Origin of the sequence: Dactylosporangium darangshiense (assembly GCF_039537565.1) — a bacterium.
Lineage (GTDB): Bacteria > Actinomycetota > Actinomycetes > Mycobacteriales > Micromonosporaceae > Dactylosporangium > Dactylosporangium darangshiense.
The window spans coordinates 1-12,738 of record NZ_BAABAT010000058.1 but is presented as its reverse complement, the minus strand read 5'-3'; the positions used below and the strand labels follow the sequence as shown (position 1 = coordinate 12,738).

Here is a 12,738-nt window from a genome sequence, read left to right as displayed (position 1 = left end):
CGCGTCACCAGCGGCTCGCGCCGCGGTCGCGCAGGGCGCGGGCGTGCTGCTCCAGCGACACCAGCTCGCTGAACAGCCGCAGGTGCTCGTCGGCGTTGGTCACCGGGTTGATGCGCTGCAGCTTCGACTTGAGCTCGGCGATCGTGCGGTTCAGCGCCATCAGCTGCAGGCGGTTGATCGTCGCCTCGACGTAGCGCGGGTCGGGCTCGCCGTCAAGGCGCAGCGGCTCCACGGCCAGCTCCGCGACCAGGGCGCCGGCCGCGAGGTCCATGCAGGACTCGCGGACGCGCTCGATCCAGACCGCGCCGCCGCCGGCGCTCGAGGCGCCGCCCGCCTCGACGAACGCGGCGCGCAGGGTCGCATACATCGGATGGGTGTACATCTCCGGGCCGACCGCGTCGAACATCGGGCCGGCCAGCGCCGGCTGCTGCAGCGCGAGCTTCAGCGCCTCGCGCTCGACCAGGGCCTCGGCGCTGTCGGGGGACAGCACGCGCCGCTGCGGCTGGGCGGGGATCGGGTCGATGACGCCCTTCGCGGCGGAGGCGACCGCGCGCTGGACGGTCTCGAGCTCCATGCCGAGGTCGCCGGAGAGCTTGCGGGCGTACTCGGGGCGCAGCGCCCGGTCCTTGATCTTGGCGACGAGCGGGGACGTGGCGCGCAGGGCGCCGACGCGGCCCTCGGCGGTGTTGAGGTCGAAGCGCTGGATCACCGAGCGCAGCGCGAAGTCGAGCAGCGGCTGGCGGTCGGCGACCAGGTCGCGCACGGCCGCATCGCCCTTGGCCAGGCGCAGCTCGCACGGGTCCATGTTGTCGGGGCCGACCGCGATGAACGTCTGCGCGACGAAGCGCTGGTCGTCCTCGAACGCGCGCAGCGCCGCCTTCTGCCCGGCCGCGTCGCCGTCGAAGGTGAAGATGATCTCGCCGCCGTAGCCGTCGGCGTCCAGCAGCAGCCGGCGCAGGACGGTGATGTGGTCGCCGCCGAAGGCGGTGCCGCAGGTCGCGACGGCCACTGGGACGCCGGCGAGGTGGCAGGCCATCACGTCGGTGTAGCCCTCGACGATGACGACCCGGCTCTGCTTGGCGATCTCCCGCTTGGCCTGGTCGATGCCGTAGAGCACGTGCGACTTCTTGTACAGCGGGGTCTCGGGCGTGTTGAGGTACTTCGGCCCGTCGTCGTCGTCGAACAGCTTGCGCGCGCCGAAGCCGATCACCTCGCCGGAGATGTCCTTGATCGGCCACAGCAGCCGGCGGCGGAACCGGTCGATGAGCCCGCCGGAGCGGCCCTCGCGGGAGAGGCCTGCGCTGGTCAGCTCCTGTGCGGAGTACCCCTTCTGGCGCAGGTGCTTGCTGAGATGGTCCCAGCCGTCGGGTGCGAACCCGCACCCGTAGCGCTCGGCGGCCTCGCGGCTGAAGCCGCGCTGGGCGAGGAACTCGCGGGCCGCCCGGGCGCCCGGCGTGCCCAGTTGCTCGGCGTAGAAGCGGGCCGCCTCCCCGTGCGCGGCGATCAGGCGCTGCTTCTGCCCGGTCTGGCGGATCGGCGCGCTGCCGGCCTCGACGTAGCGCAGCTGCAGCCCGGCGCGCGCGGCCAGCCGCTCCACCGACTCGACGAAGCTCAGGTGGTCGTGGTCCATCAGGAACTTGATGGCGTCGCCGCCGGCGCCGCAGCCGTGACAGAAATACACGTTGCGGGCGGGCGAGACGTTGAAGGAGGCGGTCTTCTCGTCGTGGAAGGGGCACAGGCCCTTGAGGTTGCCGCCGCCCGCGGAGCGCAGCGTGACGTGCTCGGAGATCACGTCCTCGATCGACGTGCGCTCGCGGACCAGGGCGATGTCCTCGTCCTTGATCTTGCCGGCCAACTGCCACCTCCCAACCGTCCGACGCCGTCCATCCTGCCTCGCGGCACCGACAATCTACGACTCACGGGGCGGCGGCGGGTTGCCGGGCCGTGCCATGCTGCGCGCATGCCGACCGAGCCCGATGTCCCGCCGGCCCAGCCCGAGGGGGTGGCGGCCGAGCCCGAGGCGGCGCCGCGCCCGGCCGCGCGACCGTGGTACCGCCGGCGCTGGGTGATGATCGCCACGCTCGGGCTCTCGAGGCGCCTGCCCGACGACCGGCGCCGCCGCCGTCGCGCCCTGCGCCGGCTCGCGGTCGCCGCCGTCGTCTCGGTGGCCGTACTGCTCGCGCCGACGGCCTGGATCCGCGCGGAGTCCTCCGGGCGGGTGGTGCCGGCGGGCCGCGCGCCGTCGGCCGACGTGGCGATCGTGTTCGGCGCGCAGATCGCGCCGGGCGGCAAGGACCCGATGTCGTTCCTGCGCAACCGGCTGGACGCGGCCGCCGCGCTGGTCTCCTCCGGCAAGGTGAAGGCGCTGCTGATCTCCGGCGACGCGCACGGCGGCTCCGGCAACGAGGTCAAGGTCATGAGCGACTACCTCGCCGCGCACGGCGTCGACCCGTCGCGGATCGTGGTGGACCCGTATGGCCTCGACACCTACGACACGTGCCGGCGGGCGCACGACGTCTACGGCGTCAACCGGGCGCTGCTGGTGAGCCAGGACATCCACCTGTACCGCGCCGTCACCCTCTGCCGCCGGGTGGGAGTCGACGCGTGGGGCGTCCCGTCCGGCTGCCACGGCTGCCAGATGGTGACGATCTGGTTCAACGCGGCCAGGGACGTCGGCGCCGCCTGGAAGGCCGCCTGGGACGCGCTGCGGCACCGCCGGCCCGCGGTGCAGTCACCCCCGGACCCGTCGCTGCGGCAGGCGGTGGCCGCGCACTCCGCGTGACCGCGTCTGCGGCGACGACACGCGGATTTCGCGCGACACGCACCTGACGGGCGACAACCGTCTTCGCCACGCCCGCATCCTCGATTTCGCCGTGCGGGCCCGGCCGCACCGGCATACTTGACCAGGCCCGTGACGCCGGCCGGATCGGCACCGCCCGATACCGCGACCGGCGCTCGCCGGCCACGCAACCGTTGAGGACCGGCGCGAGTGCCGGTTTGAGTGCGATGGGTGGTGCGGGTCCGGTGAGGGCGAGTGTGCGCGTGGAACTCCAGGTGCGGCGCGGCTGATGGTCATCGTGCTGCGTTCCACCGAGGACGTCCTGGGCTGGGCCGGCCGGCTCGTCGACCCGCCGCTGCGCGCGGCGATCGGGCGGCTGCCCGAGCCGTCCCGCGAGATCGCCGAGCTCCAGCTGGGCTGGCACCTCGGCGACGACACCCGGGCCGCCTCGCTGCGCAGCGCGCTCACCCTGGTGTGCGCGGCCGCGGTCGGCGGCGACCCGCACGATGCGGTGCCCGCCGCGGTCGCCGTCGAGCTCATGCACCACTGGTCGGCGATCCGCCGCGACCTGGTCGACGGGCGCGCCGGCGCCGCCTGGAGCGTGGTCGGCAGCCAGCCAGCGGCGCTGGGGGGCGAGGCGCTGCTCGCGCTCGCCTTCGACGTCGTGGCCACCGGCGACCCGACGCACACCGCGCCCGGCCGGCCTCGCCGGCGACCGCACCGCATCGGCCCGGCCGGCTCCGCGACGCACTCCCCCGCGGAACCACCCGGCCGTCCCGGCCCGGACCGCACGATGATGCGCGTGCTGGGCGACACCGTGCAGGAGCTGCTGCACGGCCAGCACGCCTCGCTCGCGCTGCGCGAGACCCGACCCGACGCCGTCGGCGAGGAGCGCACCGACCTGCTGCGCGACTGCCTGGCCATGGTCGAGCAGCGCACCGGCGCGCTGTTCGGCTGCGCCTGCGCCCTCGGCGCCGTCGCCGGCGGCGGCGACCCGGCCCAGGTCGAGCGGCTGCGCCTGTTCGGCGTGCGCCTGGGCCTGGCCGTGCAGTTCGCCGAGGACCTGCTGGGCATCTGGGCCGAGGGCGCGCGCCCGGGCCGCCCCGCGTACGCGGACCTGCGCCGCCGCCGTCGCTCCCTGCCGGTCGCGGCGGCGATCGCGGCGGGCGCGGACGAGCTGAGCCGCCTGTTCGACGGCCGCGGCCGGCTCAGCGACGCCGACGCCGAGCGCGCCGCGAAGACGATCGAGCAGTCCGGCGCCCGCGACTGGTGCCGCCGCCAGGCCGAGGAGCTGCTCTCCCAGGCCCTGCTCGCGCTGGACCTGGCCTCGCCGGAACCGGCCGCGGTCGCCGAGCTCGTCGCCCTCGCCCGCCGGGCCACCGCCGCGCCGCGTTAGCCACGGCGGTCGCGGGTCAGGCGATGGCGGCGACGACCTGGGCGGCGCGGTCGGCGTGCTTCTGGTACGCACTCGGGTACGCCGAGCGCTGCACCGCCTGCGCCGCGCCCGTGACGCTCATGCCCTGCCAGCCCTTGACGCGCACGAGCGCGTTGTAGAACAGCATCGCCGAGTGTGCCGGGTTCATCAGCTCGGCCACGGTGCCCCAGCCCTGGCTCGCGCGCTGCTGGAACAGCCCGACCGAGTCGTGGTCCTGTGAGACGCCGTCGTGCGGCAGCTTCAGCGAGGACGGGACCGCGGGGCTGGCGACGTTGTACAGGTCGCTCTCCTGCATCGCGGTGGCGACGGCGACGACGAGCGCCTTCGGCGGCAGGCCCTGCGCGCGGCCCTGGCGCACGATCGCCGCGGCGTTGTTCATCTGGGTCTGGTTGAGCCCGGCGACCGGACGCGGCGGCTGCGGCGGCGGCGGAGCGACGGGCACGGCCGGCGCGGCCGGCGTGACGCCTTCGGCGGGCGAGATCGCGGCGGTGCCGGTCGTCGGCAGCAGCATCAAGGCGTCGTAGGCGAAGGCGGGCGCGACGGCCGCGACCGGCGTATGGTCCACCGGCGAGCCGGTGGAGCCGGTGGAGCCGGTGGCCAGCAGGGCGGCCGACACGACGGCGGCGGACACGGCCCCGGTCTTCACGGCAAGGCCGGACCGGCGGTGCTGCGGACGGAACTGGCGCGGTAATGGCTTCATGTAAGCGGTTTCCTCTTTGAAAGTCAGCGCACGGCGAAGCGCACGCCCGCTATGGGCGCGCGGTGACACGGCGCACGGAAAAGGGCGCGCGGCATCGGCACGGCCCCGAAGGCTCAGCCGGGAACGGCTAGGCGGGGACGCGCGAGAACTGGGCGTCGATCAGCGTGAAAGGCGCGGCCAGGAGGCTAGGTCCTGGCGTTCACCCGGCCGAGAGGATGGCGGCGGGCGGCCGCTGACGAAATATCGAGATACAGCACGAGCGGTGCTCCTTCCGGTGCCGCCTACCGGGTTAGCTGACGGGTTCGGGCGGGAGGATTCGCCCTACCGTGACTCGGTCACGGATACACCCCAAGGACTGCTTGGGTCCCCGGCCCGCGGTATCGAGGAATGCGACACGTTCGATCGCGCGACTCGATGATGCGGCTCGACGGCGCCTGCCCGGCGGCGCCATCTTGGCGCTCGTCGACCGGAGCAGACCAGCCGACCATACTGGGCGGTTTACGGCTCGGCCAACCGCAGTAACGGGATCCCACCCGGAGCGGCCGAATGCTCACCGTGCGCTGTCACCCGGCCCGTCATCTGCCCCGTCACCCGTTGATCGCGTCGATGCCCTTTCACCTGGTACATCGCCTTGTCCGCGATCCGCAGCGCCGCGCCGGCATCGGTGACCGTGTCGTCGATCACGGCGACGCCGACGCTGACCCGCACGCACAGAACGTGACCGTCGTGCACGATCGGCGCGCGCACGGCCCGCTCGACCCGCTCGACCAGCGCGGCGCGGGCGTGGTCCCGGACGTTCTCGGTGAGCACCACGAACTCGTCGCCGCCGAGGCGGGCGACGGTGTCGCCGGGGCGGACCAGTGACGTCAGCCGCTGCGCGACGGCGACGAGGACCGCGTCGCCGGCGTCGTGCCCGAGCGTGTCGTTGACGACCTTGAAGTCGTCGAGGTCGCAGAACAGCAGCGCGCTGTCGCCCTGCCCGGCGTGTGCCCGGCGGATCGCGGCGGCCAGCGGCGCGGCCAGGGCGTCGCGGTTGGCCAGGCCCGTCAGCGCGTCGCGGGAGGCGCGGCGGACGAGGTCGGCCTCGGCGGCCTTGCGGCCGGTGATGTCGTGGACCTGCAGGATGCCGAACGCGGGCGGCCCGGCCACGATCGACAGCGTCGCGGCGACCCAGATCGTCTCGCCGTCGGCGCGCACGCAGCGCATCTCGTAGTCGCGCACCGGCGCGCCCTTGCTGGTCAGGGCCGTGGCGAAAGCGAGGCGGGCCCGGTCGAGGTCGTCGGGGTGCAGCAGGTCGCCGACGCGCAGCCGGACGAGCTCGGCGCCGTCGCGGCCGAGCAGCTCACACAGGGCGGGGTTGACGCGGGTGAGCCGGGCGCTGTCGGCGCCGTCCAGCCCGATCATGCACATGCCGCTGCCGGCGCCGTCGAAGGCGAGCCGGAACGCCTCCTCACTGGCCGCGAGGTGCCGCCGCTCGCGCTGCAGGGCCTCGACCAGGTTGGCGTTGTCGATCGCGATGCCGGCCTGACCGGCGAGCATCTCCAGCAGCTCGCGCTGGAACGCGCCGGGGCGGCGCCCGTCGGCGGGCAGGTCGACGCTGAGGATGCCGACGATGTGACCGTCCGGGGCGCGCAACGGCGCGAAGAGGGCGTCGAGGGGGTGCCAGCGCTCGTCCTCGGGCACGCCGTCGCCGCCCGGCACCTCGTCGGGCACCCACGACTGGATCTGCTCGCTGAAGCGGTCGTGCGGGAGGTACCGCAGCTGCCCCCACTCCTCGGCACGCTCCAGGTAGGCGTCGAGCTCCTGCGCCGCGTAGCGCGCGCCGAGCAGCGACTCGCGCGCCTGCTCGGAGCCGGCCAGCGCGACGGCCTCGTACACGCCCTCGGGGTGCAGGTAGTTGACGACGGCGACGCCGAACCCGACGCCGTCGACGACCGCGTCGACGATGAGCTGGAGGGTCTCGGCGAGCGTGACGCCGGCGTTGATGCGGCCGGTGATGCGGTAGACGGAACGGATCGCGGCCATCGCCGCGTCACGATCGCGCTCCATGCCTCGCCCACCCGGTTCCGGCCGACCTTCGATCCCTGCCTGATGCATCCCCTACATCGACGCATCAAACGGGATCTGGTGTAAACCCTCGCATCACCCCGGTGCGGCGGGCGGCAGCGTCAGTGCGCCGGCCGCGTGGCGGGCCTCCCGCATCATCGCCGAGATGATGAGCCCGCGCCATGGCAGGTGCGGCAGCATCCGGATGCTCATCGCCTGCATCCGGGCCGCCCGCTCGGTCTTCGGCGCGAAGCCCTTCGCGGGGCGCAGTGCGGCGCGCTGGTTGAGCTCGACGAACTCGCGCATCGCGGCGTCGTAGCCGGACAGATCGCCCGTGCCGGCGGCGATCTCGCGCGCCAGCAGGTACGCGCCGACCAGCGCCATGCCGCTGCCCTGCCCGGTCAGCGCGGACGGCGCGTAGCCGGCGTCGCCCACGAGCGCGATCCGCCCGGCCGTCCAGCGGGGCATGCGCACCTGCGCGTTCGGCGCGACGTACAGGTCGGGCGCCACGCGCATCGCCTCGAGCAGCCGCGGGATCACCCACCCGGCGCCGTCGAACGCCGCCTCGACCGCTTGCACCCGGGCCGCGCGGTCCCGGGCCGGCTGCGGCCCGCCGTACAGCAGCGTCACCTTCACCTCCCGCGAGCCCCGGTCCGTCTTCACGCTCGCCACCCGCCCCGGCGCGGAGTGGATCAGCTGCCAGCGCTCGATGCCCAGCTCGTTCGGGGCGGTGAAGATCGCGGAGTTGCTGCCGAGGTGGTGGAGGTACCGCTCGGCCGGCCCGAACGCGAGCTCCCGGACGCGGGAGTAGATGCCGTCCGCGCCGGCGACGTAGTCGAACTGCCGGACGCCGCCGCGCTCCAGCCGCGCCTCGACGCCGTCGCCGCCGGGCCGCAGCTCGGCGACGGTCTCGTTGAAGAGCCACTCGACCCCGTCCGGCACCGACTCGTGCAGCAGCCAGGCGAAGTCGCCCTTCATGATCTCGATGTCGGCTGGGTCGAGCACCCCGAACCCGAGCGGCAGCGTCGCCACCCGCCGCCCGTCGCGGTCCACGAAGCTGGTGCCTTCCGTGTCGGTACCGCGCCGGCGCGCCTCGTCCGCGATCCCCATCCGCTCGGCCACCTCGAGGGCGACCCCGCGGATGTCGATCGCATACCCGCCGTCGCGCACCGCCGGCGCCCGCTCGACGACCGTCACCGCACACCCGCCACGGCGCAGCCAGTAGGCCAGTGCATTGCCGGCGACACTCGCGCCGCAGATCAGAACCCGTGCCATGCGTACACCGTACGAACACCCCCACGGGGCGCCGCACGGTGCGCGGGAACGGCTAGGGTGTGCACTAGTGCACGGCGCCGAGGCCCCCTTCCAGCGGATCGTCGCGCGGATCCGCTCCGCCATCGCGGCGGGCGAGCTGCGCCCGGGCGACCGCGTGCCCTCGACCCGCGAGCTGATGCGCGAGCACGGCGTCGCGATGGCCACCGCCACGAAGGCGCTCACCGCGCTGCGCCGGGAGGGGCTGGTCGAGCCGCGCCCGGGCGTCGGCACCGTCGTGGCGCGCCCGCCCCGCGCCCGGCCCGAGGCCGTGCCCGACAGCCCCGCGCCGCTGGAGCGCGTCGTGGCCACCGCGATCCGGCTCGCCGACGCCGACGGGCTCGCCGTGCTGTCCATGCGTCGCCTGGCCGCCGCGCTCGGGCTACCGACGATGACGGTGTACCGCCACGTCGCCGGCAAGGAGGAGCTGCTGCTGCTCATGACCGACGCGGCGTTCGGCGAGGCGCCGCTGCCGGGCGTCGCCGACGGCGACTGGCGATCCCGGCTGGAGACCTCGGCGCGGCTGCAGTGGGGCGTGTACCGCCGCCACCCGTGGGCCGCCGAGGTCATGTCGTTCACCCGCCCGCCGATGGCCGCGAACGCGATGGCGCACACCGAGTGGAACCTCGCCGCCCTCGACGCCGCCGGCGTGCCGCTGCCGGTCGCCATGCACGCCACGATGATGCTCGCCAACCACGTGCGCGGCACCGCGATCAACCTCGAGTGGGAGGCCGGCGCCGAGCAGGACACCGGCCTGGACAACGTGCAGTGGTTCACCGCGCAGGAGGAGCGCTTCGCCCGCATCACCGCCACCGGGCGGTTCCCGACCTTCCTGCGCCTGGCGATGCTCGGCCCGGACGCGGTCGACTTCGAGCTCGACACGCTCTTCGAGTTCGGCCTCACCCGGCTCCTGGACGGCCTTACCCGGTTGGTGCGGGACGAGCGGTAACGGCGCCGATTACGGTTGGGAGCATGAGCATCCCGACCGTGAAGCTGAACTCCGGTTACGACATGCCCGTCGTCGGCTACGGCACCTGGCCGCTCAAGGGCCGCCGCGCCACGGACGCCGTCCTCGCCGCGATCGGGTCGGGGTACCGCCTGATCGACACCGCGGCCGCCTACGACAACGAGGAGGCGGTCGGCGCGGCCGTGCGCGAGTGCGGCCTGCCCCGCGAGGAGCTGTTCGTCACCACCAAGCTGCGCGGCGCCGACCAGGGCCTCGGCTCGACCCGGCGCGGCCTGGAGGGCTCGCTGGAGCGCCTCGGCCTGGACTACGTCGACCTGTACCTCATCCACTGGCCCATGCCCGCGGTCGGCCGGTTCGCCGAGTCGTACGCCGAGATGGCCGACCTGCAGCGCGAAGGGCTCATCCGCTCGCTCGGCGTGTCGAACTTCCTGCCCGAGCACATCGAGACCGTCACGACCGAGACCGGCATCCGGCCGGCGCTCGACCAGCTGCAGGTCTCACCCTCGCACTCCCGCCCCGAGCTCGTCGCCGACGTGCAGCGCGACGGCATCGTGGTGCAGGCGTGGAGCCCGCTGGAGCGCAACACCGGCGTGCTGGACCACCCGTTCGTGACCGCGATCGCGCAGCGCCTCGGCGTCACTGGCGCCCAGGTCGTGCTGCGCTGGCTGCTGCAGCGCGACATCACCGTGGTGCCGCACTCCGGCGACCCGGGCCGCCAGCGCGCCAACGCCGACCTGTTCGGCTTCGAGCTCACCGCGCAGGACATGGCCGCCGTCGCCGACCTGGACACCGGCGCGCCGGTCAAGCAGGACCCGGCGACGTGGGAGGAGTTCTGAGCTCCATATCCGTTTCCCGCTGTGCGTTTTTTCCGCAGCATTCGCGCTGCGATCGAAAAAACCGTGGACATCAAAGCCGGCGCACAGTTCCTCGCCATTCTTGACACAATGCCCCTGCGCCTGTGATCGTCGCCGGCATGGGCGGAGAGCGGCAACCGGGCCGACGGAAGTTCGGCGGTCTCGCGATCTATCTGTTCGTGGTCGCGCTCGCAGTGGCCGGCTACGCCACCTATGCCTGGGCCGCCGGCGGCGACGCCGGCCGCCCGATGGGCATCGCCCTGCTGCTGTTCGGCGGGCTGGTCCTCGTGCTCGCCGCGTTCCTGTGGACCCTCCGCGACCCGACCGGGCGCTAGTCAGCCGCCGGAGTCGTCGAGCTCGGCGCCTTCGGGGACGGTGTCGGACTCGCGGTCGGCGAGCCAGCCGTCGGGGAGGACGACCTTGCCGGGGGTGCCGGTGCGGCCGCGCGGCTGGCCCAGGATCTCGCGCGGGAAGGGCGCCGCGTGGTCCAGCTGGGCCAGCAGGTCGGACAGCTCGGCCAGCGACGACGCCATCGCCAGGGCGCGGCGCAGGTCGCCGCCGGCGGGGAAGCCCTTCAGGTACCACGCCACGTGCTTGCGGAAGTCGGTCACGCCGTCGCGTTCGGTGCCGAGCCACTCGGTCAGCAGCTCGGCGTGGCGGTACATCAGCGCGGCGACCTCGCCCAGTGACGGCAGGACGCGCTCGGGCGAGCCGGCGAAGGCGGCGGCCAGGTCGGCGAAGAGCCACGGGCGGCCCAGGCAGCCGCGGCCGATCACCACGCCGTCGCAGCCGGTCTCCGACATCATCCGCAGGGCGTCGGTGGCCTCCCAGATGTCGCCGTTGCCCAGCACCGGGATGTCCAGCGACTGCTTGAGCTCGGCGATCGCGGACCAGTCGGCCTCGCCCGAGTAGCGCTGCGCGGCCGTGCGGGCGTGCAGGGCGACCCAGGCCACGCCGGCGTCCTGGGCGATGCGCGCCGCGTCCAGGAACGTCTTGTGGTCCTCGTCGATGCCGATGCGCATCTTCACCGTCACCGGGATCGAGCCCGCCGCCGCGACCGCGGACGTGACGATCTCGCGGAAGAGGCGGTGCTTCCACGGCAGGGCGCTGCCGCCGCCGCGGCGGGTGACCTTCGGGACGCTGCAGCCGAAGTTCATGTCGATGTGATCGGCCAGGTCCTCGGCGACCACCATCTCGACGGCCTTGCGGATGGTGGCCGGGTCGACGCCGTACAGCTGGAGGCTGCGCGGGTGCTCGCCCTCGGCGAAGCGGATCATCGACATGGTCTTCGGGTTGCGCTCGACCAGGGCCCGGGTGGTGATCATCTCGCAGACGTAGAGGCCGGCGCCCTGCTCGCGGCACAGGCGGCGGAACGCCACGTTCGTGATGCCGGCCATGGGGGCCAGCACTACGGGCGGGTCGACGACGTGGGATCCGAGCGGCAGCGGCACGCCACCGAGCATCGCACGCAGGCGGGCGGGTGCCCAAAGCAAAACCGATGATTGAAGCTGCGCGCAATTCGAACCGCGCATACATCTATACGCATCCCGAAGTGTGGAAACGTGCCAAGTTTGCGAAAGGTCAGAGAGCGCTCTCGTGCGTGTTTCTGCGCGTGGAATCGCTCCCAAATGCAGTGGAAATCGACCGGAGTACCAATCTCTGTGCGACATGTCACCCGACATGGCGACGGACCGGAAAGGCGCCTTACGGTGTGCCGCACACCCCGGACCTAACGAGGACTTAGGCCGTGCCGCAGTGGGTATGGAGGCGTTGTGCAGAAGTTCGTGTACGACTTCGAAGAGGGCAACCGCGACCTCAAGGACCTGCTCGGTGGCAAAGGCGCCAACCTGGCGGAGATGACCAATCTCGGGCTGCCGGTGCCGCCCGGCTTCACGATCACCACGGACGCCTGCCGCGCGTACCTCGACACCGGCGAGATCCCGGGCCGTGACGAGATCACCGAGCACCTGGCGGCGCTGGAGGCCAAGATGGGGCGCCGGCTGGGCGACCCGGGCGACCCGCTGCTGGTATCCGTGCGCTCCGGCGCCAAGTTCTCGATGCCGGGCATGATGGAGACCGTCCTCAACGTCGGGCTGACCGACGACAGCGTCTCCGGGCTGGCCGCGCAGGCCGGCGGCGACGAGCGCTTCGCCTGGGACTCCTACCGCCGGCTCATCCAGATGTTCGGCAAGACCGTGTGCGACGTGCCGGGCGAGGAGTTCGACCACGCCCTGGAGGACGCCAAGCACCGCGCGGGCACCCGCGAGGACGTCGGGCTGCGCGCGGAGCACCTGCGCGAGCTCGTCGGGGCGTACAAGCACATCTTCCGCGAGCACACCGGGCGCGACTTCCCGCAGGACCCGCGCGAGCAGCTCGACCTCGCCGTCGGCGCCGTGTTCGGGTCGTGGAACGCCGACCGGGCGGTGCTGTACCGCCGCCAGGAGCGCATCCCGGCGAACCTCGGCACCGCCGTCAACGTGGTCGCGATGGTCTTCGGCAACCTCGGCGCGGACTCCGGCACCGGCGTCGCCTTCACCCGCGACCCGGCCACCGGCGAGCGCGGCGTCTACGGCGACTACCTCGCCAACGCGCAGGGCGAGGACGTCGTCGCCGGCATCCGCAACACCATGCCGCTGCAGGACCTCG

General features: G+C 73.3%; 11 protein-coding genes and 1 riboswitch. Of the genes, 6 read left to right on the top strand and 5 right to left on the bottom strand.

From position 1 onward, the window contains the following. Positions 1–4: 4 nt before the first annotated feature. Positions 5–1,855 carry a DNA primase gene (dnaG, locus tag ABD901_RS51300; RefSeq protein WP_345141196.1) on the bottom strand — a complete coding sequence of 617 codons (1,851 nt, stop codon included), beginning with the start codon at positions 1,853–1,855 and terminating at the stop codon, positions 5–7. 105 nt (positions 1,856–1,960) lie between these two features. On the opposite strand from dnaG, the gene ABD901_RS51295 reads away from it, so the two are divergent. Together ABD901_RS51295 and ABD901_RS51290 are read left to right on the top strand one after the other, a co-directional pair. After that, positions 1,961–2,782, top strand: a complete 822-nt coding sequence (locus ABD901_RS51295) for a SanA/YdcF family protein (protein ID WP_345141193.1) — start codon at positions 1,961–1,963, stop codon at positions 2,780–2,782. A 286-nt stretch (positions 2,783–3,068) separates the two neighbouring features. After that, entirely contained in the window at positions 3,069–4,175 is a 1,107-nt protein-coding gene (locus ABD901_RS51290; RefSeq protein WP_345141189.1) for a polyprenyl synthetase family protein, read from the top strand. Positions 4,176–4,191: 16 nt separating this feature from the next. Here ABD901_RS51290 and ABD901_RS51285 read toward each other — a convergent pair whose 3' ends face one another. The 3 genes from ABD901_RS51285 to ABD901_RS51275 all read right to left on the bottom strand — a co-directional run bounded on the left by ABD901_RS51285 (position 4,192) and on the right by ABD901_RS51275 (position 8,235). Next, on the bottom strand, positions 4,192–4,914 hold the full coding sequence (locus tag ABD901_RS51285; RefSeq protein WP_345141186.1) for a hypothetical protein: 723 nt from the start codon (positions 4,912–4,914) through the stop codon (positions 4,192–4,194). Between the two features lie 263 nt (positions 4,915–5,177). Beyond that, a riboswitch (cyclic di-AMP (ydaO/yuaA leader) is annotated at positions 5,178–5,316 on the bottom strand. Positions 5,317–5,412: 96 nt separating this feature from the next. Beyond that, positions 5,413–6,963 carry a diguanylate cyclase domain-containing protein gene (locus tag ABD901_RS51280; protein ID WP_345141183.1) on the bottom strand — a complete coding sequence of 517 codons (1,551 nt, stop codon included), beginning with the start codon at positions 6,961–6,963 and terminating at the stop codon, positions 5,413–5,415. A gap of 93 nt (positions 6,964–7,056) precedes the next feature. After that, the gene (locus ABD901_RS51275) at positions 7,057–8,235 is read right to left on the bottom strand and encodes an FAD-dependent monooxygenase (RefSeq protein ID WP_345141179.1); all 1,179 of its coding nucleotides are present in this window, start codon (positions 8,233–8,235) and stop codon (positions 7,057–7,059) included. 67 nt (positions 8,236–8,302) lie between these two features. Between ABD901_RS51275 and ABD901_RS51270 the strand changes: the two genes are divergently transcribed. The 3 genes from ABD901_RS51270 to ABD901_RS51260 all read left to right on the top strand — a co-directional run bounded on the left by ABD901_RS51270 (position 8,303) and on the right by ABD901_RS51260 (position 10,427). Further along, positions 8,303–9,220 carry a TetR/AcrR family transcriptional regulator C-terminal domain-containing protein gene (locus ABD901_RS51270; protein ID WP_345141176.1) on the top strand — a complete coding sequence of 306 codons (918 nt, stop codon included), beginning with the start codon at positions 8,303–8,305 and terminating at the stop codon, positions 9,218–9,220. A gap of 23 nt (positions 9,221–9,243) precedes the next feature. Then, entirely contained in the window at positions 9,244–10,074 is an 831-nt protein-coding gene (locus ABD901_RS51265) for an aldo/keto reductase (RefSeq protein ID WP_345141173.1), read from the top strand. A 137-nt stretch (positions 10,075–10,211) separates the two neighbouring features. Beyond that, on the top strand, positions 10,212–10,427 hold the full coding sequence (locus tag ABD901_RS51260; protein ID WP_345141171.1) for a hypothetical protein: 216 nt from the start codon (positions 10,212–10,214) through the stop codon (positions 10,425–10,427). On the opposite strand, the gene dusB is transcribed toward ABD901_RS51260, so the two are convergent. Further along, complete coding sequence (dusB, locus tag ABD901_RS51255) at positions 10,428–11,543, bottom strand: tRNA dihydrouridine synthase DusB (RefSeq protein ID WP_425556846.1); 1,116 nt, start codon at positions 11,541–11,543, stop codon at positions 10,428–10,430. A gap of 321 nt (positions 11,544–11,864) precedes the next feature. Here dusB and ABD901_RS51250 point away from each other — a divergent pair. Further along, on the top strand, positions 11,865–12,738 hold an 874-nt coding region (locus tag ABD901_RS51250; protein ID WP_345141169.1), incomplete at its 3' end, for a PEP/pyruvate-binding domain-containing protein.